The organism is Listeria farberi, from assembly GCF_014229295.1.
Classification (GTDB): domain Bacteria; phylum Bacillota; class Bacilli; order Lactobacillales; family Listeriaceae; genus Listeria; species Listeria farberi.
On sequence record NZ_JAARZL010000003.1, the window covers coordinates 122,101 to 144,766 of the forward strand.

Genomic DNA, 22,666 nt, shown 5'->3' on the forward strand with positions numbered 1-22,666 from the left:
AATACGTCTAAAAAAGGGAAGAGTTGAAAAAAATGCGCAAACTGTTTCAATTTCTGTTTATAGCAGTAGTTTTATTTTTAGTGGAATATGTTTTAATCAATCAAGCAGCTATATTATTTATAGCAACAAGCGGGATTATCCAATTATGCGGGGTTATTATTGCAATTCGACTACTACTGTTTGATCAACGGAATACTAGCTCAAAAGTCGCCTGGATTGCGGTTATTTTCTTTTTACCTGTACTCGGAACTATTAGTTACCTTGTGTTTGGTAGAAATCCAGCAACGAGAAAATTCAGCACAGCTCAAGTAATGGAAAAAGCTAAACTAATTAATGCGATTCATGCAATTCCAAATAACACCAATGAAAAGTTACCACAGCTATCTAAAAGAATTGCGCATTTAACATCCATAGAGCCAATTAAAGGAAATAAAATTGAAATACTAACAAATGGTGAAGAAACTTTTCCAGTGCTCTTAGACGCGCTGAGAAAAGCAGAAAACCACATCCATATTCAATATTACATTTTTAAAACAGATGCGATTTCTACCGAGATTCGTGATATTTTGGTGGAAAAGGCGAAATCTGGTGTGGAAGTTAGATTTATGTTTGATGGACTAGGTTCAAGTAAACTTCATAAAGCATTTCTAGCTCCTCTAAAAGAAGCTGGAGTTAGTATTCACGCGTTTGATCCAATTGCTTCACCGTGGATTGTAAGAACTGTCAACTTAAGAAATCACCGTAAAATTGTAGTGATTGATGGCCAAATTGGTTTTACAGGCGGGCTAAATATTGGGGAAGAATATCGTTCTAATACGCCCGATTTTCGTGTGTGGCGTGATACACATATTAAAATAACAGGACAAGCTGTTATCGAACTACAAGAATCTTTTCTAAATGATTGGATTTACATGGAAAATAAGGCTGGTGCTGCTGATGAGTTTATTAGCGAAACTGGTTTAAAACAGTACTTTTCCCCTGATGATAGGGGTGATGAATGGGCTCAAGTTATCTATGGTGGACCATATGATAAAGAAAAATGGGTTCGTGATTCGATGCTTGATTTGATTGATTCCGCTAAAGAATCAGTTTGGATTGTATCACCCTATTTTGTTCCAGATGAGGAGTCGCTTGCGGTTATTCGCCGGGTTGCGATGAGTGGCGTTGATGTGCGAGTAATTATTCCTGGTAAAGGAGATCGCGGGATTTCATTTCACGGAAGTAATGCTTATGTAAAAACAATGATTGAAGCAGGCGCGAAAATGTATGCTTATGCTGATGATTCTTTTGTTCATGCGAAGGCTATGTTAGTGGATGGGACACGTGCAGCTATTGGGACTGCCAATTTTGACGTGCGTAGTTTTAGGTTGAATCATGAATTAATGGTATTCTTATATGATGAAAGTGAGGCTATGCATCATTTAAAACGTGACTTCAAAAAAGATTTTGAAGATAGCCGACTGTTTACGATGAAAGATATGGAAAACAAACCTTTATTGACTCGTATAAAAGAAGTTCTATCCAGTTTACTATCACCAATTTTATAATTTAGGAGTGGAAAAATGAGTGGAGATTTAAAACTTAGACCGCTTGAACGAGAAGATTTAAAATTTGTTCACCGGTTAAATAATGACGCGAAAATAATGTCTTATTGGTTTGAAGAGCCATATGAGGCGTTCGTGGAGCTTCAGGAGCTATATGATAAGCACATTCACGACCAATCAGAGCGCCGTTTTATTTTAGAATTAGATGGTCAAATGGTTGGATTAGTTGAGATAATGGAAATTGATTATATTCACCGAAGAGCGGAATTTCAAATTATTATTGATCCTAAGTTTCAGGGACATGGTTACGCTGTTTCTGCCACAAAACTCGCGATGAAATACGCTTTTCACGTACTAAATCTGCATAAACTATATTTAGTCGTCGATAAAGTAAACGAAAAAGCAATTCATGTCTATGAAAAAGTTGGTTTTATTCGTGAAGGCGAGCTAATTGATGAATTTTTTGTTGATGGAACATACCACGATGCAATTCGGATGTGTATTTTCCAACATCAATATCAAGAAATGGATATTTAAAAGGTGATTGGCGTGGGAAAAGTTGCGCCAGTCATTGTTTTGGGTCAAAAAAAGTTCTATAATAAGGTTTTAGTGAAAAAATTATGGTATCATGAAGTATTAAAGTTTGTATTATTTTGATGGAGAAAGGATTGGCGTGCATTGGCTACAGGCATTGGGACAGCTAAAATGATATTATGCGGAGAACATGCAGTTGTATACGGAGAACCGGCGATTTCAGTCCCATTTACACAAGCAATAGTAACGACAAATGTAGAAACTTCTACAAAAACCAAATTTTCTTCGGCATTTTTTACAGGTGATTTAGACAATATGCCTGATTTCTTAGCAGGAATCAAAGCATTAGTAGTAGATGTTTTAAACGAAATTGGTACAGGTGAATGTGTATCTATTCATGTAACTTCAGGCGTTCCAATTGGCCGAGGTTTAGGTTCAAGTGCCGCTGTAGCAACGAGTATTGCTCGCGGGTTATATAAATATTTTAAGCAAGAATTAGACCCGAAAAAATTATTAGCTATTGTAAATGCAGCAGAAAAAATTGCCCATGGAAATGCTAGTGGAGTTGATGCGATTACAGTCGTGAGTGAAAAGCCCGTCTGGTATGAGCGAGATCGAAAACTAGAAATTATGCACTTTCCCCAAAAAATAACATTCGTAGTAGCAGATACTGGAGTTCCAAGTGAAACTAGAGATGCGGTAAAGGATGTTCAAATTTTATATAAAGAAAATCAAGCGCAGATTGGGAAAATAATTCACCAACTTGGCGATATTTCCCGGGAAATAAAGACTCATTTAGAAGGCGATGCAGATACTATGAAAATAGGTGCTGCAATGAATAAAGCTCAATCTTATTTGGAAACTTTGACAGTGAGTGATAGCAGTTTAGAGAAATTAATTAAAGTAGCTAGAAGTAGTGGTGCAGACGGGGCGAAACTTACAGGTGGCGGTAGAGGCGGATGTATTATCGCTGTAGCAAAAAATCAAGAAATCGCTGAACAAATAACGAAGGCGCTTCATAATGCTGGAGCTGCACAAGAATGGATTTTTACGATTGGAGAAGGTAGCTATGAGAGCGACAGCCATCGCACACACGAATGTGGCGCTAATTAAATACTGGGGAAAACGCGATGAACACTTGATTCTACCTGCAAACAGTAGTTTATCCTTCACGGTAGATAAATTTTATACAAAAACAACGGTAGAATGGGATGAAAACTTAGCCCAAGATACATTTATTTTAAATAATGAACAAAAAACGGATACAAAAGTAGCTCGTTTTATAGATAAAATGCGTGAAGAATTCGGTATTTCAGCAAAAGCAAAAATCACTTCCGAAAATCACGTCCCCACCGCGGCAGGACTTGCTTCATCAGCTTCTGCGTTTGCAGCTCTTGCGCTTGCAGGATCTAGTGCAGCTGGTAGGAAAGACTCAAAAGAATATATTTCCAGGCTGGCTCGTTTCGGTTCTGGTTCTGCTTCTCGTTCCCTATTCGGCGATTTTGTTATTTGGGAAAAAGGAGAGCTTGCTGACGGTAGTGATTCTTTTGCCGTTCCATTTACGAATAAACTATGTGACAAAATGTCGCTTGTAGTCGCAGTTGTTTCTGACAAAGAAAAGAAAGTTTCCAGTCGGGATGGAATGCGCCTAACTGTTGAAACATCCCCGTTTTTCGAAAAATGGGTTTCTGCTGCTGAAACAGACTTGGAAGAAATGAAACAAGCTATTTTGGATGAAGATTTCATCAAAGTTGGTGAAATTACAGAACGAAATGGAATGAAAATGCATGCGACAACGCTTGGTGCAGAGCCTCCTTTCACTTATTTTCAACCTCTGTCGCTAGAAATAATGGATGCTGTTAGAGAATTACGCGAAAATGGCATACCGGCCTATTTTACAATGGATGCTGGACCAAATGTTAAAGTTATTTGTGAGCGTGCAAATGAAAATATTGTAGCAGAGAAGTTGTCAGGTTTGGCTAAAAACGTTCTAATTTGCCACGCTGGTAAGGAAGCGAGTGTTGTATCAGATGAAAAATAAACTACAGGTTAAAATACCCGGAAAATTATATGTTGCTGGTGAATATGCGGTTGTAGAATCTGGTCATACAGCCATTCTAACCGCAGTTAACCGTTATATAACGCTGACACTTGAAGATAGTGAACGCAATGAATTATGGATTCCACACTATGAAAATCCAGTTTCATGGCCAGTTGGTGGCGAACTTAAACCTGATGGGGAACATTGGACTTTTACAGCTGAAGCAATTAATATCGCGACAACTTTTCTAAAATCAGAAGGAATCGAGCTAACTCCTGTGAAAATGGTTATTGAAACAGAGTTAATCGACCATTCTGGCGCAAAATATGGACTAGGTTCAAGCGCAGCGGCAACAGTTGCTGTAATCAACGCACTAATGACGAAATTTTATCCAGAAATATCAATGCTTAAAAAATTCAAACTAGCTGCCCTTTCGCATCTAGTCGTGCAAGGTAATGGTTCTTGTGGTGATATTGCTTCTTGTATGTATGGTGGCTGGATTGCTTATACCACGTTTGATCAGGAGTGGGTGAAGCATCGTTTAGCTTATAAATCGCTCGAATGGTTTATGAAAGAACCGTGGCCAATGCTTCAAATCGAAACATTAGAAGAACCAGTACCGACTTTTTCTGTAGGTTGGACGGGCACACCTGTAAGTACCGGAAAACTAGTTTCGCAAATTCATGCATTTAAGCAAGAAGATAGCAAGAATTATCAACATTTTTTAACTAGAAATAATGAGATTATGAAGCAAATAATTCAAGCTTTCCATACGAAAGATGAGGAATTGCTTTATTCATCTATTAAAGAAAATCGTCGCATTCTCCAAGAACTCGGAACAAAAGCTGGCGTAAATATTGAAACCAGCTTATTAAAAGAACTAGCGGACTCAGCCGAAAACATGGGTGGTGCAGGAAAATCATCTGGCTCTGGTGGCGGCGACTGCGGAATAGCTTTCTCGAAAACGAAAGAACTAGCCGAAAAACTCGTAAATGAGTGGGAAAAACTTGGTATTAAGCATTTACCTTTCCATACGGGGAGAGTACAAATTACTGAATAAAATTTAAGCAACAAACTAAGATAAATTGTTTGTTGCTTTTTTTGTTTTAAATTTCACAATCAAGGGAATAGTGAACAGAATAAAAGTTTGTGAAATATTTAATATATCAGGTTTTTGAACTAAGGTATTAAATCAGATATAATGAGTTAGAGTATGAACATAGTGATTCTGAAAATGCTAATCAATTCAGAAAAAGTTTGTGAGCTTTTTAAAAGAATCACATAGAAAAAGCATTTTTTCAATTACATAGGAGTTCTAACAAGCTTCTTTCAGCACTCCGGTAATGGTATTTTTGCGCAAAAATACACATTAGAAAACATCAAAAGGAAAAGAGGGGATTCGGGTGTCAAAGGTACTTAAATCTTTGCTGCTTACGGCACTACTTGGGGTTACCGGCCTTATAAGTGGTTGTGGTGACTTGACGGTACTTAATCCAAAAGGGCCAGTTGCTAAAGGTCAGTCGGACTTAATAATTTATTCGATTATATTTATGCTGGTTATTGTTTTGACGATTTTTGTATTATTTACGATTATGTTGGTTAAATACCGCGAACGGAAAGACATTTCAAACTATGAGCCAGATATGCATGGTAGTAAAAAACTAGAAATTTTTTGGACATTGATTCCAGTTGCTATCGTTATTGCTCTAGCTATTCCAACTGTAAAAACAATTTATGCAGGAGAAGAAGCGCCTAAAGTGACTTCGCATAAAGATCCAATTGTTATTTATGCGACAAGTGCAGACTGGAAATGGATTTTTAGTTATCCAGATGAGTCAATTGAAACAGTGAACTATGTAAACATTCCAACAGACCGTCCTGTATTATTCAAATTAACTTCTGCAGATACGATGACAAGTTTTTGGGTACCACAATTAGGTGGACAAAAATATGCGATGTCAGGAATGACAATGAGTTTGTATTTACAAGCAGATGAAGTTGGTACGTATAAAGGTCGTAACGCAAACTTCAACGGTGAAGGTTTTGCGGATCAACGCTTTGATGTAATAGCTCAATCTGAAAAAGATTTTAAAAAATGGGCAAAAGAAACGAAAGCAAGCTCACCAGTTATTACACAAGACATATATGATCGTCTTTTAATTCCTGGAAGCTCTAAGAAAAAAACTTATTCTGGTACGCATTTAGCATTTGTTGATGTAGCAGCTGATCCAGAGTATGTTTTCTATGCCTACAAACGTTTTGGTTATGAGATGACAAATCCACATAATCCAAACACAAAATCAACCATTTCTGATGAACCTATGCTTCCAGTTCGTCCTGTTACAGTAACTAATCCACAATTTGAGCGACATGATATGAAGCCACAAATTATTAAAAACGGCGAAGGTTACCATGAGGACAAACACCGCGAAGACGAAATGAAGAAAATGGAAGAAGATATTCAAACAAATGAATTTAATAAAAAAGAATCGGATGACGCAGGGAACTAAAGGGGGGACATAAGACATGAAATGGAATGAGTTTATCGTAACTGGCGACCCAATGATTTTAGGTGCACAGATATCTATCGTACTGGTAAGTATTGGTGTTGTTGCGTTACTAACTTATACAAAAAAATGGAAGTGGCTCATGAAAGAGTGGATTTCTTCCGTTGATCATAAAAAAATTGGTATTATGTACTTGCTTGCTGCTGTCTTAATGTTTTTCCGTGGTGGTGTGGATGCGCTAATGATGCGTACCCAGCTCGCTTTACCGGACATGAAATTTTTAGACGCACAGCATTACAATGAAGTATTTTCTACACATGGAACGATTATGATTTTATTTATGGCGATGCCGTTTATTATCGGATTGATGAACATTGCAGTACCACTTCAAATTGGTGCGCGCGATGTAGCATTTCCATTTTTAAATAACTTGAGTTTTTGGACGTTCTTTATGGGAGCGATGCTATTTAACTTATCATTCGTAATTGGTGGTTCGCCAGATGCTGGTTGGACAAACTATGCGCCACTTGCGACAGATTTTAGCGCTGGATATGGAATTAACTTCTATCTTCTAGGTGTTCAAATCGCTGGTATTGGTACGCTGATGACGGGGATTAACTTTTTCGTCACGATTTTACGAATGCGTACAAAAGGTATGACGTTGATGAAAATGCCAATGTTTACTTGGTCTTCATTAATTACAAGTTTGATTATTATTTTTGCTTTCCCAGTTTTAACAATAGCGCTTGCATTAATGTCATTTGACCGATTGTTTGGGACAGCATTCTTCACGCTCACGAATGGCGGGCTCCCAATGATGTGGGCCAACTTGTTCTGGGTTTGGGGACATCCGGAAGTTTATATTGTTATTTTGCCAGCTTTCGGTATTTTCTCAGAAATTATCTCTACGTTCTCCAGGAAAAAATTATTCGGTTATCCGGCAATGGTTGCTGCGATGGTAGTTATTTCTTTACTAAGTTTCCTAGTTTGGGTCCATCATTTCTTTACAATGGGTTCAGGAGCGCTTGTTAACTCCTTCTTCTCTATTACAACGATGATGATTGCGATTCCGACGGGGATTAAAATATTCAACTGGCTCTTTACGATGTACAAAGGGCGAATAACCTTCACAACGCCAATGCTTTGGTCGCTTGCCTTTATCCCTAACTTTGTTGTTGGTGGGGTAACTGGTGTTATGCTTGCGATGGCTGCGGCCGATTATCAATATCACAATACGTATTTCTTAGTATCCCATTTCCATTACGTATTAATTGCTGGAACCGTGTTCTCCTGCTTTGCCGGGCTTACATACTGGTATCCAAAAATGGTCGGTTACAGACTGAATGAAAAAATTGGTAAATGGTTCTTCTGGATTTTTGTTGTTGGGTTTAACGTTTGTTTCTTCCCACAATATTTCTTAGGACTAGATGGTATGCCTCGTCGTATTTACACATACGTACAAGGCGATGGTTGGACAACGCTTAACTTTATTTCCACAGTGGGCGGATTCTTGATGGGTGTAGCATTCTTAGTTCTTTGCTACAACATTTACTACAGCCACAAAAATTCTAAACGTGAAGTTACTGGTGATCCGTGGGATGCTCGTACGCTTGAGTGGGCTACAAGTTCTGCAGTTCCTCCAAAATATAACTTTGCTGTTTTACCAGAATGGAATGACTTGGATGATTTCTGGAATAGAAAACAAAATGGTAATCCATATGTAAATGATAAAAATTATAAACCAATCCATATGCCAAGCAATACAATGGTAGGGTTTGTAATGTCTGTCTTCTTCTTCATTGCAGGTTTCGGTTTAGTCTTTTACTGGTATTGGTTAGGAATTATTGGGCTTATTGGTATTTTAGGATGTATGGTTTATCGTTCGTTCCAAAATAATGATGGCTACCATGTTGAAGTGGATGAAATTAAAGAAACAGAAGAACATAATGCGCGCGAACTTGCGACTGGTGTGAAGGAGGGGAACCCATGGAATCTGTAGAAACAAATAAAAATCTACCAATTGAATATAGGTCTGAACAAGGTCGATTAAATATTCTTGGTTTCTGGATTTTCCTTGGCGCCGAAATCGCGCTGTTTGCGACGTTGTTTGCGACATACTTTGTTATGAGGAAGGCTGGCTCAAATGCGGGTCATCCACCAGCAGAAATGTTTGAGCTTTGGCTTGTCTTAATAATGACGTTTTTACTTTTAACAAGTAGTTTTACGTGTGGTCTAGCAATTGGTGAGATGCGTAAAGGTAATGTGAAAATGTTGACGATTTACTCGATTATCACATTGATTCTTGGTGCTGGATTTGTTGGTTTTGAGCTGTATGAATTTGCGCACTATGTGACAGAGGGTGTTACGATGCAAGTTGGTTCTTATTGGTCGGCATTCTTCGTTCTGCTTGGGACACATGGACTTCACGTAACAATCGGGATTTTCTGGATTAGTTTTATTTTAATTCAAATTAAAATGCATGGTTTGACGCCAAAAACAGCATCAAAAGTATTTATTTCCAGTTTATACTGGCATTTCCTTGATGTTGTGTGGATTTTCATTTTCACCGGTGTCTATTTGCTAGGGATGGTGAACTAATATGACACAAAATAATAAACCAAATGCAGCACATGCTGAAGGTGGCATTCCTTGGAAACATATTATTGGCTTTGCGCTATCTGTTATTTTAACGCTTCTAGCAGTCTGGGTGGCTCTTTATTCAACGCTAACAACAAATGTTAAGGTAGTTATTATTTTCATCTTTGCGTTCATTCAGGCAGCCCTACAGCTTCTGATGTTCATGCACATGACAGAAGGCCGCGATGGCAAAATTCAAATTGGTAATATTTTATTCGCAGCTCTTATTGCGATTATCGTAGTTATTGGTTCTTATTGGGTAATGGAAATTGGCCATATGAATCACTTGTTATAGTTTTTTAAACTGGTATGGAATTCATTTTCTGTGCCAGTTTTTTTCATTTTTAAAGGGTTTAGGGGGCTCTTTAAAAAAATTTTCAAATTATTGCTTGCTCTGTAATGCATTACATGTTCTATAGTAAAGAAGTAAATTATATTTGTGAGAGGAGATACACAAAATGACAGAATCAAAATTTCCTAAAGACTTTTTATGGGGCGGAGCAGTTGCTGCCAACCAATGTGAAGGAGCTTATCTTGAAGACGGTAAAGGACTTTCACTTGTTGATATCCTTCCAACAGTAGAGGATGGACGTTGGGAAGCTTTATTCAATCCTTCGAAAGCGCTTGCTACTGATTATGGTTTTTATCCAAGTCACGAATCAATCGATTTTTATCATCGTTATAAAGAAGACATTAAATTAATGGCAGAAATGGGATTCAAATGTTTCCGTATGTCTATCAGCTGGCCACGTATTTTCCCAAATGGTGATGAAACGACACCAAATGAAAAAGGATTAGCATTTTATGACAAAGTTTTCGATGAATGTCACAAATATGGCATCGAACCAGTTGTTACAATCAACCATTTTGATACACCCTTAGAAGTTTTCAAAAAATATGGTGGTTGGAAAAATCGTAAATGTATTGATTTTTATTTAAATTTCTGTGAAGCTATTTTCACACGTTATAAAGATAAAGTAAAATATTGGATGACATTTAATGAAATTAACATGATTCTTCATCTTCCATACATTGGCGGGGGGTTAGATGTTACTAACGAAGAGAATCCAGAAGAAGTTAAATATCAAGCGGCTCATCACCAATTAGTTGCATCTGCTCTTGCAACAAAACTTGGCCATGAAATCAACCCAGAAAACCAAATCGGTTGTATGCTTGCAGCGGGTAACACATACCCAATGACTTGTAATCCAAAAGATGTCTGGAAATCTATCGAGGCGGATCGTGAGGGTTATTTCTTCATTGATGTTCAAGCACGTGGTTACTATCCAAGCTACACTAAACGTTTCTTCAAAGAACACAATATTAACATCAAAATGGAAGATGGCGACTTAGACGCATTACGCGAGCACACAGTTGATTATGTTGCATTCAGCTACTATTCTTCTCGTCTAACAAGCGCAGATCCAGAGAAAAACAAAGAAACAGAAGGCAATGTTTTCGCAACACTAAAAAACCCATACCTAAAAGCAAGCGAGTGGGGTTGGCAAATTGATCCGTTAGGTCTACGTATTACGATGAATACTATTTATGACCGCTACCAAAAACCACTTTTCATCGTTGAAAATGGCTTAGGTGCAGTGGATACTGTGGAAGAAGACGGCTCAATCACTGATGATTACAGAATTGACTATATGCGTGAACATGTTCGCGAAATGGGCGAAGCAATCGAGGACGGCGTGGAACTTCTTGGTTACACACCGTGGGGCTGCATCGACCTTATCAGCGCTGGCTCTGGCGAAATGAAAAAACGTTATGGCTTCATCTACGTTGACCGCGACAACAAAGGCAACGGAACATTAAACCGCTCGAAGAAAAAATCATTCGACTGGTACAAAAAAGTAATTGAAACAAATGGTAAAGATATCGACTAATATATCAGAAACCCCCACTTTCATCATCGAAAGTGGGGGTTTTATTTTAATATGAAATCGCACGTTTAGCTTGTTTGCTCCAACAAGTATTAAAATAACTTTGCGAAATTCGCGCATTTTTTTGACCAGACCAGCTGTCATTATAGTAAAAATTGTTTTTATCATAACCGGTAATAGTGATTGCGTGAACGGAAAAACCATGGAAATTACTAACCCAAGCTACAACCGGACGTTTTTTATTCAGCTGATTTTTAATACCAGACAAATTCGTTCCGGTCATATTTTTTGCTGAACCAGTATATTTTTTTACTTGATTCACTAAAGCAGGAGGATAAATCGTCCAGCCACTCTTAGAAAAAGGATTCCCAACAAAACCATAGTTTGGGTTGGATTTATGACGTTTCATTTCTTTAGCAAGTTTGACTTTATCGACATTTTTCCCAGCATAGCGTAGCATCATCGCAATATTTGTGATTTCGCAGCCAGTTGGTAATTGTGGTCGCTGAACGATTAAAGGTACGTTCATTTGCACAATTTTTGATGTGGTTGGCGTTTTAGCTGGTGCTCCAGTGGCAGCTTTTACGTATTTCCCAGATACATAGCCGTTTTTCCCTTTAAAACTAAATCGATACCAGTTGTTAGATGTTTTTGCGATTGCTTTGAATTTTGTATTATTCTTTAGCCAGCCAATAACTTTCCCAGAAGTCGCATTAGTCGAACGAACATTAAGGCTTGCAGTTGTTACCATTTGCTTATTAATCACAGTCTCCTTTGCCGCCGCCTGACCAGCTGTAGAAACACTAAATACACTGAATACCAACCCAAGAACAAGTATCCATTTCCCCCATTTACTAAAAAAAGTCCCCATTATATCCCCCTTTGATACAGATTACTTATGTATACCCTGTTTTAGAAAAAATAAAAAAAGAAAACGCTTGCATATATGTAATGACCGTGGTACTATAAAAATGAACTTAACGTGTTAACCGGTTATTAATAAAAAGTTCAGTGATAGCAAGTAAATTCTTGTTTGCAATCAAAAAATTATCATGGTACCATTAACCTAAAACTTAACGTGTTAACGCGCGGGATGCTTTAGGGGGAATTTGTTATGGCAGAACCAAAATACGCAATTATAATCAATGATATTAAGCGATTAATTAATGACGGAACTTTTAAGCCAGGAGAAAAAATTTATTCAGAAGATGAACTAAAAAAGAAATACAATGTGAGTAATACGACGGTGGTTCGCGCTTTACATGAATTAGTAAGAGCCGGGATTTTAGCTCGTTACCAAGGAAAAGGCACATACGTGAGTAAGTCTATTATTAACGAAGAAGTTATTTTTAATGAATATACGACAGTGCCAAACGGAAGATTCAATCGTAAAACAAAAATTACTAACGAACATACAAAAGTAGTTGCAATAAATGAAATTCAGGATGCCCGAATTGCTAAAAAATTGCAAATCTCCCCTGAAAATATGATTGTTCATTTTCAACGAATCCGTCTTATTGATGATGTACCTTGGACAGTACAAAACAACTATATGGCAAAATCCAATTTAATCAACGTAGACTTAACGAATCTTGAGAGGTTTAATTCTTTATCTGAAGTTATTAAAGAGCTTTATGGTATTAATATACTGCATGAAGCGATGAAAGAGAGAATTCAAGTCGAATTTCCCGTAAAAGATAAAAATAATTTCAAATTACTCGAAATTGACTCCGAATTACCACTTTATCACATTGAAAGAATAACTTATGTGCCAGAGGGACAACCTTATGAATATATTGAAAGCTACTTACGGCATAATTTTTACTCTATTGAAATTGAAAAGAAAAAACAATAGAAGGGAGTTAATTACTTGGAATATATTATCGCAGCTCATGGCCGGTACGCGCAGGAAGTGAAAAATAGCTGTCAAATGATTACCGGTCAAACAACCAATATTTCACCTATTACTTTTACTGAAGAAATGGGGGTGACGGATGTATTAGATGCCTACACGGCTGTTTATTCACCTGGAAATGAAACCGTTATCATAGTTGATATTGTTGGTGGGACACCGTGTAATGCGGCTCAAATATTTAGTGCGCAACATCCAGAAGTCAAAGTTATATCAGGTTTGTCGCTAGGATTAATCATTCCACTTAGCCTTGGAGAAAGTTTGGAGGGAGCGATGCTTGGTGCAAAAGAAAATACTCAATTTGTGGAATTAAAAGCGAGTCATACGATAGTAAGTGACGATGGGGAGGAAGAGGACTGATGGGAAGCAACGGAATTAAACACGTACGCGTAGATGAGAGACTAATTCACGGACAAGTAGCAACAATGTGGACCAATACTATAAAAGCAACGCGAATCATGATTGTTGATGATGCGGTTGTGAAAAATGAAATGGAAAAAATTGCCTTAAAAACCGCAGTGCCAGCTGGTGTTAAATTAAGCATTTTGACAGTAAAAGGTGCAGCAACTAATATCAATAACGGCAAATATGTAGGTCAACAAGTTTTCTTAATTGTAAAATCACCTCGTGCTCTTCGCGGATTAGTGGATGCGGGCGTAGATCTTTCCCAAATCAATGTTGGAAATATGTCGACTAAAGCAGGGAGCCATCAAATCAAAAAATCAGTAAGCGTGACAGATGAAAATTTGGAAGATTTTGATTATTTATCTCAAAAAGGCATAAAAATCACTGCTCAAATGGTTCCGAGTGAAGATGCGGTCGAATTTGCAAGTTTATTAAAAAATAAGTAATAAGAAGGGAGAACTACAATGGATTTAGCAGTTTGGCAGATTATATTGTTAGTTATACTCGCAGCTTGTACCATTCTTGATGCTTTAACTTTAGTAATAGGGCTTAATTTCCCTGTAATAACAGGAACGCTCGCTGGAATCATTATGGGTGACATGGTGCTCGGACTTGCGATTGGGGCAACTTTACAGCTGATGGTTCTAGGTGTCGGTACATACGGCGGCGCGTCGATTCCTGACTTTACAACAGGAGCAATTGTAGGAACAGTATTTGCTGTTTTATCTGGTCAAGATGCGGAATTTGCAATTGGACTTGCAATTCCAGTGGGGCTTTTAATGGTTCAATTAGATATTTTAGCAAGATTTACTAATACGTTTTTCTTGCACCGGATTGATTCGAACATTGCTTCGGGAAATATCTCAGCAGTTAAAAGGAACATTTGGTATGGGGCGCTACCATGGGCTTTATCACGGGCTGTTCCAGTATTTATCATGTTGACTTTCGGACAAAGCGTAGTTGATTTCATTCTTAATGAGATTCCAGAATGGCTGATGGGTGGACTTCGGGTAGCTGGTGGCATTCTTCCGGTAGTTGGTATCGCGATTCTCCTTCGTTACTTACCGACAAACAAATTCGTTGCCTATTTAATCATTGGTTTTGTAGCAGCTGCCTATCTAAAAGTACCAATGCTAGGTGTCGCACTAATTGGTGTAGCTTTGGCAATCATCTACTTCAAACAAAATTTCAAAAATCCAGTGGCTGTAGGGGCAAATGGCGCAGCACTAGTTGGGGAGGAGAATGAAGATGGCGAATACGAAGACTGAGCAGGATTTTGAGAAAGTCCTCAAAAGACGCGATTTAATAGCAGCAAACTTTCGTTGGTTGTTTGCCAGCCAAATCTGTTGGAACTATGAACGTATGATGTCGACTGGATATCTTTATAGTATTTTGCCAACGCTTCGGAAGCTCTATAAAACGGATGATGACTTAAAAGATATGATGAATATGCATAACCAATTTTTCAATACGAATCCTATGGTCGGCGGTTTGATTCTAGGGATGGATATGGCGATTGAAGAACGAGAAAAGAAAGCAGCAAAAGAAGTTGTAACTGGATTGAAAACTGGTTTAATGGGACCTTTTGCTGGTGTTGGTGATACGATTTTTGGTGTTATTTTGCCAACCATTTTTGGATCAATTGCAGCGTATATGGGGCTTCAAGGTAATGTGACGGGTGTGGTTATTTGGGTATTGGTTAATATTTTAGTTGTAGGAGCTAGATTCACCTTACTTCCATTAGGTTATAAGCAGGGTGCGAAACTAGTAACCGAATTCGCGGACAGACTTAACGCGTTAACCGATGCGGCAATTTTACTGGGAGTTACAGTCGTCGGAGCGTTAATACCAACTGTAATTAAAGCAACTGTTCCTTTCGTTTATAAGTCAGGGAAAGTAGAACTTAAAATGCAAGATATGCTCGATCAAATCATGCCTTCCCTCGTTCCAGTTTTACTCGTGGCGCTAATCTATGCACTTTTAGGCCATAAAAAAATGACATCTACGAAGGCAATATTATTAGTAATGGTTATCGCGATTATTTTATTTAACCTAAAAATTCTAGGTTAAAATATAAAAATTGGAGGAATAGACAAAATGGGCTTAACATTTTTTGACAAAGCACGTGAATTAACAGAGGAACTAGAACAAACGCAGGCAAAAAGTATTCATCAAGCGGCAAAACTAGTGGCAGACAGTATTATGAATGATGGGATTATTCAAGCATTTGGTAGCGGGCACTCTTATGCAGCAGCAATTGAAGTATGTGGAAGAGCTGGAGGACTTATTCCGTCAAAAGTTATTATGGATCCCGCGGGTGGCTACTATGAATCTATTGAGGGCGTTGGTTCCTTGCTTACTCATAGATTACAAGCAAAACCAAATGATATCTTCTTTCTTATCTCTAATTCGGGGCGTAATCCGATGGGAATCGAGCTTGCAGAATGGATTAAATCACAGGGTTGTAAATTAATTGTTGTAACAGCGCTTGATGCCTCGCAAACAGCAACTTCAAGACACTCTTCTGGGAAACTGTTGTACGAGTTTGCGGATGTTATTTTAGATAATCGTTCGGTCCAAGGGGATGCGGCACTTGAACTAGACGGTTTAGAAGGAAAAGTTTGTGGCACATCATCGTTCTCAGCTGTTCTGCTTCTTCAACAGACAATCTATGAAGCAGTGGAACTTATGCTTGAAAAAGGCTATACGCCCCCTGTTTATCGTAGTGCAAATATTGATGGTGGCTACGAATACAATTTTGCGATTGAAGATAAATTCGCTGATCGGATTTTCCATTTATAATAAAAATGGGCGCGAAAATAAATATTATTTTCGCGCTTTTTGGAGGGTAGATGATGGTTTTAAAAGAAGCATGCATTGAAAACACTACTAACTTAGAGAAGGTTATTGCGGCTGGAGCGAATCGAGTTGAGCTTTGTGATAATCTAGCGGAGGGCGGAACTTCGGTTAGTTACGGGGTTGCGAACTATGTGGCACAAGTTTGCCATGAAAAAAATATAAGTGTTATGGCAATGGTCCGTCCCCGAAAAGGAAATTTTATCTATACAAAAGAAGAAATTACGATTATGATTGAGGATATTTTGATGTACAAGAAATTGTCAGCTGATGGTGTGGTTTTCGGCTGTATTACGGATGCGGGATTATTAGATAAACCAGCCATAAATGAATTGTTGAAAGCCGCAAAAGGTTTAGAAGTGACTTTTCATATGGCATTTGATGAGTTAGTAGAAAAAGAAAAATTACCGGCAATAGACTGGTTAGCTGAGCAAGGCGTTACGCGAATTCTCACGCACGGTGGTGACGGTGCTAAACTTCCCGAAGAAACTTTTGTTCACTGGCGAAAATATATTGATTACGCAGCAGGACGAATCATTATTTTACCAGGTGGAGGAATTAAATCGCACAATATGGAATGGATTACAAAAGAAACAGGAGCGGCTGAAATACATGGCACTGACTTGTTTGGGGAGCGCTAAAACTCCCCAAATAAAAAAAATTTAAAAAAAGGCTTGCAACCGTTTTCTTTATATGATATATTTATCTCATCACAAAGGATTGTTACCAATTCATTGGGCAAAACCTAAGCTGATTTGTAGGACACGTGTATGCGTGGAGTCCTCGAATGAGCTTAGGTTTTTCTTTTTGCCCAAAAAACCAAAAAGAGGAAGGAAGTCGTCAAAATGAAATATGAACAGTTAGCAAAAGACATCTTGAAAAATGTCGGCGGAAAAGAAAATATTAATAGTGTTTTCCATTGTATTACCAGACTTCGGTTTAAACTGAAAGATGAGAATATTGCGAACACAAAAGAAATTGAAAAGCTTGATGGAGTAATCTCCGTAATTAAAAGCGGTGGTCAATATCAAGTAGTTATTGGTAACCACGTACCAGACGTATTCAAAGCAGTATTAGAAGTTGGTGGTATTTCAGCTGAAGGAGACGATAGTAATGTTCCGGCAAGTGGTAATATCTTCAACCGTTTTATCGATATGATTTCCGGCGTATTTACACCAGTTCTAGGTGTATTAGCCGCAACAGGTATGATTAAAGGTTTCACAGCAATGTTTGCAGCATTTGGTTGGATTACAGTTACTTCAGGTACTTACCAACTACTTTATGCAATTGGGGATTGTTTATTCTACTTCTTCCCAATCTTCCTAGGTTTCACAGCGATGAAAAAATTCGGCGGAAACATATTTATAGGGATGGCAATTGGTGGTGCCCTAGTTTATCCGACGCTTGCAGGTATTTCAGCAGGTGACCCAATTTACACACTTTTTGCAGGAACAATTTTTGAATCTCCAATTCACGTAACTTTCTTAGGAATTCCAGTTATCTTGATGTCTTATGCATCTTCTGTTATTCCAATTATTTTAGCAACATATTTTGGTTCAAAAGTAGAAAAAGGCTTCAAAAAAATCATTCCCGATGTAATTAAAACATTCGTAGTTCCATTCTGTACACTATTAGTAGTAGTTCCAATTACTTTCCTTGTAATCGGACCAATCGCAACTTGGGCTGGTCAATTACTTGGAGCAGGAACAATTTGGATTTATAACTTAAGCCCAGTTGTTGCTGGTTTAATCTTAGGTGGTTTCTGGCAAGTGTTCGTTATCTTTGGACTTCACTGGGGTCTTATTCCAGTGGCAATCAACAACTTAACAACGCTTGGATCAGATCCAGTACTTGCAATGATGTTCGGTGCTTCTTTTGCCCAAATCGGTGCAGTATTAGCAGTATTCTTTAAAACTAGAAACAAAAAAATCAAATCTCTTAGTATCCCAGCATTTATTTCCGGTATCTTTGGTGTAACTGAGCCAGCGATTTACGGGGTTACTTTACCACTGAAAAAACCATTTATCATGAGCTGTATCGCAGGTGCTGTTGGTGGCGGAATCATTGGTTTTGTAAGTGCAAAAGTTTATATCATGGGTGGACTTGGAATCTTCGGTCTTCCTAACTTCTTCCAACCAGGCGCTGGTATTACAAGTGCATTCTGGTGGGTAGTTATCGCAATTGTTATCAGCTTCATCCTTGGTTTCATCTTAACTTATGTAGCAGGATTCAAAGATCCAGTTGAAGCAGTTGTAGAAGAAACTAACGTAACAGAAGGCGAAACTTTAATCGAACGTGAAACAATTCCAGCTCCAGTAGTTGGCGAAATCGTAACTTTAGCAGATGTAAAAGACGAAGCATTTTCATCCGGTGCACTTGGAAAAGGTGTAGCAATTATCCCATCTGTTGGACGTGTTGTAGCTCCAGCAGCGGGAACAGTAACAACTATTTTCCCAACTGGACATGCGATTGGTATTACAACTAAAGACGGTGCAGAAGTATTAATCCACATCGGTATGGATACAGTTCAATTAGAAGGTAAATTCTTTACAGCACATGTTAAACAAGGTGATGTAATTGAAAAAGGTCAACTATTAGTCGAATTTGACATTGAAAGTATTAAAGAAGCTGGATATGATGTAACAACTCCAGTAGTTATCACAAACTCAGGTTCATATTTAGACGTAATGATCACTGATTCTAAAGAAGCTAAATTAGAAGATCGTTTAATCACATTAGTAATCTAAAATCCATTAAAAACAGCTTGGGCAAACATCTGCTCAAGCTGTTTTATGTTATACTGAGGTAAAAATAGGCGGTGAGCGGATGTTAGTAAAAGGTGACTTGATAGGGATAATTTGTTGTTCTGATGGCCGAAAAAAGGAAGACAAGAAGGATCTGAAGCGTCTTAAACAAGTCTTAGAAAAGGAATTTGGACTTCAGGTGATTTTTGCGAAAACTATTTTTCAAACAGATGATTCGCCTTTTAGTGGTACTCCTGAGGAACGAGCAGCCGAATTAATGAAACTATATCATAATCCGGATGTGAAAATGATTTTTGATATTTCGGGCGGGGATGCGGCTAATCAAGTATTACCATACCTTAACTTTGACATTATACAAAAAGCAGACAAGCCTTTTATCGGTTATAGTGACTTAACCGTGATATTAAATGCAATTCTTGCGAAGACGAAACGGCCTGGCTTTAATTACTTACTGCGAAATTTAGTAAGTGAAGCTAGCGAGATACAACGAGCTCAATTCAAAAATGCGTTTTTCGAGAATCAAATTGCGATAAATGGGAATTCCCTTACTGATTTTGAATGGAGCACGGGTGAGATCGTGGGTGGTAATATCCGCTGCTTTTTGAAACTAGCAGGAACGGAATTTATGCCTGATGTCTCGAACAAAATAATTTTGTTAGAAAGTTTAGGTGGAAAAGAGGCGAAAATTGCTTCTTACGTAGCGCAATTAGAACAGTTAGATGTGTTTTCGAAATGCTCAGGAATAGTTGTGGGAGAACACACTGAGGCTGAGAAAAATGGGGAATACGACAGAATAGGCACTTTATATCAACAGATTGGATTAAAATATAAGTTGCCTGTTTTTCGAACTAAGGAAATCGGTCATAGTATCGAAGCAAAACCATGCATAATTGGAACAAAAATTAATGTTTCACGTGAAACATTAACAAATTTTTAATATTTTTATTGCGAAAAATTCATAATTGACCTTTAATATAGAACTTGTAAGCAAGGAATACAATTAGTTTTACTCCCTTTTTGCTAATTGTATAATTCCTTAAAATCCTAAACTCCCTTTTTGGACCGACTTGATTGTCGGTCTTTTTTTTATTTTTCTAAGCTGAAAACTATTCAATTTTTTGTTAAAATGATAACATAAAAGAAAATGCGTATGAAAAAGGAGTTTTTATCATGAAAGTTGAAGGATTACTTGGCTTTTTAGGGGCGGCAATGGGTATTGGATTTAGTTTGATGGTTCTTGTTATTCCTGATATTTCACAGGCTTTAGAAGAGGAATCGTTTTTCTTCTATATGTTAACGATTGGTTCGCTTGTGCTTTCAGGGGTGGGGCTTGCAGGCTCGTTTGTTGTTTCGCATAAACCTCGTCTTGGTGGAGCAATGATGGTTGCAGCTGCAATTGGTTGTACCATGTCGATTTCCATCATGTTCTTACTACCAATCGTGTTACTAGCTGTTGGTGGATTAATTGCACTAATTAACTATGAAGAAGCTGCTTCAATAGAAGAATAAAACAAAAACGCTGTCCATGTGGGCAGCGTTTTTGTATTAACATGAAAGATATTTTTTTAAAAAGTAGTAAATTCCGTCGGCGTCATTGGCTGTTGTTACATAATCGGCGCTTTTTTTCACGAGTTCGCTCGCGTTTTCCATTGCGACCCCAGCACCAGCTACTTCAAGCATTCCAATATCGTTTTCACCATCACCAAAAGTAATGACATTTTCTGGTTTGATGTCTAAATGAGCAGCGAGATTTTTCACGGCATATTTTTTATCCATATCTTTGGGCAAAATTTCGATATTATTTGCATGAGAAGAAAGAATAGAAACATCAGATAGTTTTTCTAATTCGTTTCGAAGGATTGCAAGTTTATCGAAATCCTCTTCTTCAATGACAATGCCGTTAATGAACTGGTCAGCATGTTCCAAGAAGGTTTCTTTTGTTTTAATTGCTACGAGTTTTGTTGCATTTACGCGACCTTTATCCTCTTCATCAGTAAAATAATAAGGTGGATTTTTAGTGTAGTAAACGGTGTCAGTCGAGAAGAAAAACACGGGTAAATCATGGTCTTGGCATAATAAAAATGTTTCTAGTAATGCAGATTGTTTCATTTTTTCTTGTTGAATGATTTCGCCGGAAACTGCCACTACGCCACCATTTGAGGCGATAACGTCTGCTTTTGGATGAACGAGTTTGGCAAAGTCTGTTGCGGAATTATACATTCGACCAGTGGAAACGGCAAAATGGTGACCTTCTTCTATTAGTTGTTGCAATAAGTTTAGTGTTTTTGGTGAAATTGTTTGATTTTTTTGTAGTAATGTTCCGTCTAAATCAGAACAAATTAAGTATTTTTCCAAATGGACCTTCCTTTCGTTATAGCTTAGAGCCGCATGATTCACGGATAATTAATTCTGGATTGTGATTAATTATCATTGGCTCGACTTGACCGTTAATCGCGCTAATTAGTTGTAAAATAGCCATTTTACCAAGATATTCATTGTGTTGATCCATGGAAGTTAAACGCGGAGTTTGGTAATCGCCATTCATAAATTGATCACAGCTAACAATTGCGATGTCTTCAGGGCAAGAAAGTTTCGCGTCATTAATCGCCCTAATCGCCCCAATTGCAACATTATCATTGATTGCTACAAGAGCAGTAGGTAAAGTAGGACTATTCTCCAGAAGTGTAGTCATCGCCGCGTAACCATCAGCTGTATAGTAATCAGAAAGAACAATCCACTTTTCATTAACCGGATGTTTGTAATTAGCCATAGCAGCCTTAAAAGATTCCAATCGGTAGGAGGTGATTTTTACACCAGCTTCTCCGCCAATAAAACCAATATTTTTATGACCAAGTGCAGTTAGATGGCTAACTAAAGTTGTTACGCCTTTTTTTAAATTACGCTCAATAAATAAACAGTTGAGTTCAGGAATTTTTGACCCGATAACAACAACGGGAATTTCTTTGTTTAGTTGATTTAAAGCATTGATGTAGTTTTTTGGAACAACTTCTTTATCAATTTCGCCACCTAAAATAAGTAAACCATCCACTTGTTTTTCTAAAATAATTTTCAAGTAATCTTCTTCAGTTAGGGAATGTTGATTATTTTTATTATTTGGCTCCGCAAGCATTGTATTGAACAGAATCGTTGAAAACATATAATCTAGTGCGAATTTTTGAATTTGCGTTATAAGTGAAATGAAATAGGGATTAGAAATATCTGGTAAAATAACGCCTATATTCTTTGTCTGCTTATTAACCATTCCACGAGCAAATACGCTAGGTGTGTAATTATGTTCATCAATGATAGCTTGGATTTTTTTGCGTTTCACAGCTGAAACCGAGGGGCTATTATTGATGACTCGTGAGACAGTAGAAACAGAAACACCACTAAGTTTCGCAATTTCTTGTATAGTTATTTTTTTCATTAGGAATATTCACCTCGTAAGCGTTTTTAGCTATTTTAAGTGTAGCCTATTTATGTCTAAATAACAAGCGAAATTTGGTAACGTTATCAAAAATAAGTAAAACAGGGTTGACATATCAAAATTATCCGGTTATTCTATGTTAGAAAGCG

Annotated in this window: 23 protein-coding genes; 20 read left to right on the forward strand and 3 right to left on the reverse strand. The window is 37.7% G+C overall.

What is annotated here, in order from left to right; genetic code table 11:
- Positions 1-32: 32 nt before the first annotated feature.
- The 10 genes from cls (at position 33) to HCB38_RS09990 (ending at position 11,155) form a co-directional block, all read left to right on the forward strand.
- The gene (gene cls, locus HCB38_RS09945) at positions 33-1,547 is read left to right on the forward strand and encodes a cardiolipin synthase (protein ID WP_185319612.1); all 1,515 of its coding nucleotides are present in this window, start codon (positions 33-35) and stop codon (positions 1,545-1,547) included.
- Positions 1,548-1,562: 15 nt separating this feature from the next.
- Positions 1,563-2,081 carry a spermidine N1-acetyltransferase gene (gene speG, locus HCB38_RS09950; RefSeq protein WP_185319611.1) on the forward strand — a complete coding sequence of 173 codons (519 nt, stop codon included), beginning with the start codon at positions 1,563-1,565 and terminating at the stop codon, positions 2,079-2,081.
- A 141-nt stretch (positions 2,082-2,222) separates the two neighbouring features.
- Positions 2,223-3,191, forward strand: a complete 969-nt coding sequence (mvk, locus tag HCB38_RS09955; RefSeq protein WP_185638405.1) for a mevalonate kinase — start codon at positions 2,223-2,225, stop codon at positions 3,189-3,191.
- On the forward strand, positions 3,148-4,119 hold the full coding sequence (gene mvaD, locus HCB38_RS09960; protein WP_185638407.1) for a diphosphomevalonate decarboxylase: 972 nt from the start codon (positions 3,148-3,150) through the stop codon (positions 4,117-4,119). The genes mvk and mvaD overlap by 44 nt, the downstream gene beginning before the upstream one ends.
- Positions 4,100-5,179 (forward strand): phosphomevalonate kinase, encoded by a 1,080-nt coding sequence (locus tag HCB38_RS09965; protein ID WP_185319608.1) that lies wholly within the window; start codon positions 4,100-4,102, stop codon positions 5,177-5,179. The genes mvaD and HCB38_RS09965 overlap by 20 nt, the downstream gene beginning before the upstream one ends.
- A gap of 343 nt (positions 5,180-5,522) precedes the next feature.
- Positions 5,523-6,629 (forward strand): cytochrome aa3 quinol oxidase subunit II, encoded by a 1,107-nt coding sequence (gene qoxA / locus HCB38_RS09970; protein WP_185619228.1) that lies wholly within the window; start codon positions 5,523-5,525, stop codon positions 6,627-6,629.
- 16 nt (positions 6,630-6,645) lie between these two features.
- Positions 6,646-8,625, forward strand: a complete 1,980-nt coding sequence (gene qoxB / locus HCB38_RS09975) for a cytochrome aa3 quinol oxidase subunit I (protein WP_185319606.1) — start codon at positions 6,646-6,648, stop codon at positions 8,623-8,625.
- Positions 8,613-9,224, forward strand: a complete 612-nt coding sequence (gene qoxC / locus HCB38_RS09980) for a cytochrome aa3 quinol oxidase subunit III (RefSeq protein ID WP_185619230.1) — start codon at positions 8,613-8,615, stop codon at positions 9,222-9,224. Before qoxB ends, qoxC begins: the two co-directional genes overlap by 13 nt.
- Before the next feature lies 1 nt (position 9,225).
- Positions 9,226-9,558 (forward strand): cytochrome aa3 quinol oxidase subunit IV, encoded by a 333-nt coding sequence (qoxD, locus tag HCB38_RS09985; RefSeq protein ID WP_185319604.1) that lies wholly within the window; start codon positions 9,226-9,228, stop codon positions 9,556-9,558.
- A 163-nt stretch (positions 9,559-9,721) separates the two neighbouring features.
- On the forward strand, positions 9,722-11,155 hold the full coding sequence (locus tag HCB38_RS09990; RefSeq protein WP_185638409.1) for a 6-phospho-beta-glucosidase: 1,434 nt from the start codon (positions 9,722-9,724) through the stop codon (positions 11,153-11,155).
- A gap of 46 nt (positions 11,156-11,201) precedes the next feature.
- On the opposite strand, the gene HCB38_RS09995 is transcribed toward HCB38_RS09990, so the two are convergent.
- Entirely contained in the window at positions 11,202-12,023 is an 822-nt protein-coding gene (locus HCB38_RS09995) for a C39 family peptidase (RefSeq protein ID WP_185319602.1), read from the reverse strand.
- Between the two features lie 243 nt (positions 12,024-12,266).
- Here HCB38_RS09995 and HCB38_RS10000 point away from each other — a divergent pair, with 243 nt between their 5' ends.
- The 10 genes from HCB38_RS10000 to HCB38_RS10045 all read left to right on the forward strand — a co-directional run bounded on the left by HCB38_RS10000 (position 12,267) and on the right by HCB38_RS10045 (position 20,599).
- Positions 12,267-13,007, forward strand: coding sequence for a GntR family transcriptional regulator (locus HCB38_RS10000; RefSeq protein WP_185319601.1), 741 nt, complete (start codon positions 12,267-12,269; stop codon positions 13,005-13,007).
- A gap of 15 nt (positions 13,008-13,022) precedes the next feature.
- Positions 13,023-13,424, forward strand: a complete 402-nt coding sequence (locus tag HCB38_RS10005) for a PTS sugar transporter subunit IIA (RefSeq protein WP_185319600.1) — start codon at positions 13,023-13,025, stop codon at positions 13,422-13,424.
- The gene (locus HCB38_RS10010; RefSeq protein ID WP_185638411.1) at positions 13,424-13,915 is read left to right on the forward strand and encodes a PTS sugar transporter subunit IIB; all 492 of its coding nucleotides are present in this window, start codon (positions 13,424-13,426) and stop codon (positions 13,913-13,915) included. The genes HCB38_RS10005 and HCB38_RS10010 overlap by 1 nt, the downstream gene beginning before the upstream one ends.
- An 18-nt stretch (positions 13,916-13,933) precedes the next feature.
- Positions 13,934-14,737 (forward strand): PTS mannose/fructose/sorbose/N-acetylgalactosamine transporter subunit IIC, encoded by an 804-nt coding sequence (locus tag HCB38_RS10015; RefSeq protein WP_185319598.1) that lies wholly within the window; start codon positions 13,934-13,936, stop codon positions 14,735-14,737.
- Positions 14,712-15,539 (forward strand): PTS system mannose/fructose/sorbose family transporter subunit IID, encoded by an 828-nt coding sequence (locus tag HCB38_RS10020; RefSeq protein WP_185319597.1) that lies wholly within the window; start codon positions 14,712-14,714, stop codon positions 15,537-15,539. Before HCB38_RS10015 ends, HCB38_RS10020 begins: the two co-directional genes overlap by 26 nt.
- A gap of 27 nt (positions 15,540-15,566) precedes the next feature.
- Positions 15,567-16,271 carry an SIS domain-containing protein gene (locus tag HCB38_RS10025; protein WP_185619235.1) on the forward strand — a complete coding sequence of 235 codons (705 nt, stop codon included), beginning with the start codon at positions 15,567-15,569 and terminating at the stop codon, positions 16,269-16,271.
- Between the two features lie 53 nt (positions 16,272-16,324).
- The gene (locus tag HCB38_RS10030; RefSeq protein ID WP_185638413.1) at positions 16,325-16,966 is read left to right on the forward strand and encodes a copper homeostasis protein CutC; all 642 of its coding nucleotides are present in this window, start codon (positions 16,325-16,327) and stop codon (positions 16,964-16,966) included.
- 204 nt (positions 16,967-17,170) lie between these two features.
- Entirely contained in the window at positions 17,171-19,072 is a 1,902-nt protein-coding gene (locus HCB38_RS10035) for a beta-glucoside-specific PTS transporter subunit IIABC (RefSeq protein WP_185319594.1), read from the forward strand.
- A gap of 79 nt (positions 19,073-19,151) precedes the next feature.
- Complete coding sequence (locus HCB38_RS10040) at positions 19,152-20,027, forward strand: S66 family peptidase (RefSeq protein ID WP_185638415.1); 876 nt, start codon at positions 19,152-19,154, stop codon at positions 20,025-20,027.
- Between the two features lie 233 nt (positions 20,028-20,260).
- Positions 20,261-20,599: a DUF4064 domain-containing protein gene (locus HCB38_RS10045; RefSeq protein WP_185319592.1), complete on the forward strand. Its 339-nt coding sequence runs from the start codon at positions 20,261-20,263 to the stop codon at positions 20,597-20,599.
- A 36-nt stretch (positions 20,600-20,635) separates the two neighbouring features.
- On the opposite strand, the gene HCB38_RS10050 is transcribed toward HCB38_RS10045, so the two are convergent.
- Both HCB38_RS10050 and HCB38_RS10055 read right to left on the reverse strand, forming a co-directional pair.
- Positions 20,636-21,445 carry a Cof-type HAD-IIB family hydrolase gene (locus HCB38_RS10050; RefSeq protein WP_185319591.1) on the reverse strand — a complete coding sequence of 270 codons (810 nt, stop codon included), beginning with the start codon at positions 21,443-21,445 and terminating at the stop codon, positions 20,636-20,638.
- Between the two features lie 16 nt (positions 21,446-21,461).
- Entirely contained in the window at positions 21,462-22,517 is a 1,056-nt protein-coding gene (locus tag HCB38_RS10055) for a LacI family DNA-binding transcriptional regulator (protein ID WP_185619241.1), read from the reverse strand.
- Between the last annotated feature and the right edge of the window lie 149 nt (positions 22,518-22,666).

What these genes read in the sequence shown, in the direction of transcription:
- cls (WP_185319612.1), top strand. Translation starts at nt 33, where the DNA reads ATGCGCAAACTGTTTCAATTTCTGTTTATAGCAGTAGTTTTATTTTTA.
- speG (WP_185319611.1), top strand. Translation starts at nt 1,563, where the DNA reads ATGAGTGGAGATTTAAAACTTAGACCGCTTGAACGAGAAGATTTAAAA.
- mvaD (WP_185638407.1), top strand. Translation starts at nt 3,148, where the DNA reads ATGAGAGCGACAGCCATCGCACACACGAATGTGGCGCTAATTAAATAC.
- qoxB (WP_185319606.1), top strand. Translation starts at nt 6,646, where the DNA reads ATGAAATGGAATGAGTTTATCGTAACTGGCGACCCAATGATTTTAGGT.
- qoxC (WP_185619230.1), top strand. Translation starts at nt 8,613, where the DNA reads ATGGAATCTGTAGAAACAAATAAAAATCTACCAATTGAATATAGGTCT.
- qoxD (WP_185319604.1), top strand. Translation starts at nt 9,226, where the DNA reads ATGACACAAAATAATAAACCAAATGCAGCACATGCTGAAGGTGGCATT.
- HCB38_RS09990 (WP_185638409.1), top strand. Translation starts at nt 9,722, where the DNA reads ATGACAGAATCAAAATTTCCTAAAGACTTTTTATGGGGCGGAGCAGTT.
- HCB38_RS09995 (WP_185319602.1), bottom strand. Translation starts at nt 12,023, where the DNA reads ATGGGGACTTTTTTTAGTAAATGGGGGAAATGGATACTTGTTCTTGGG.
- HCB38_RS10000 (WP_185319601.1), top strand. Translation starts at nt 12,267, where the DNA reads ATGGCAGAACCAAAATACGCAATTATAATCAATGATATTAAGCGATTA.
- HCB38_RS10010 (WP_185638411.1), top strand. Translation starts at nt 13,424, where the DNA reads ATGGGAAGCAACGGAATTAAACACGTACGCGTAGATGAGAGACTAATT.
- HCB38_RS10015 (WP_185319598.1), top strand. Translation starts at nt 13,934, where the DNA reads ATGGATTTAGCAGTTTGGCAGATTATATTGTTAGTTATACTCGCAGCT.
- HCB38_RS10020 (WP_185319597.1), top strand. Translation starts at nt 14,712, where the DNA reads ATGAAGATGGCGAATACGAAGACTGAGCAGGATTTTGAGAAAGTCCTC.
- HCB38_RS10025 (WP_185619235.1), top strand. Translation starts at nt 15,567, where the DNA reads ATGGGCTTAACATTTTTTGACAAAGCACGTGAATTAACAGAGGAACTA.
- HCB38_RS10030 (WP_185638413.1), top strand. Translation starts at nt 16,325, where the DNA reads ATGGTTTTAAAAGAAGCATGCATTGAAAACACTACTAACTTAGAGAAG.
- HCB38_RS10035 (WP_185319594.1), top strand. Translation starts at nt 17,171, where the DNA reads ATGAAATATGAACAGTTAGCAAAAGACATCTTGAAAAATGTCGGCGGA.
- HCB38_RS10040 (WP_185638415.1), top strand. Translation starts at nt 19,152, where the DNA reads ATGTTAGTAAAAGGTGACTTGATAGGGATAATTTGTTGTTCTGATGGC.
- HCB38_RS10045 (WP_185319592.1), top strand. Translation starts at nt 20,261, where the DNA reads ATGAAAGTTGAAGGATTACTTGGCTTTTTAGGGGCGGCAATGGGTATT.
- HCB38_RS10055 (WP_185619241.1), bottom strand. Translation starts at nt 22,517, where the DNA reads ATGAAAAAAATAACTATACAAGAAATTGCGAAACTTAGTGGTGTTTCT.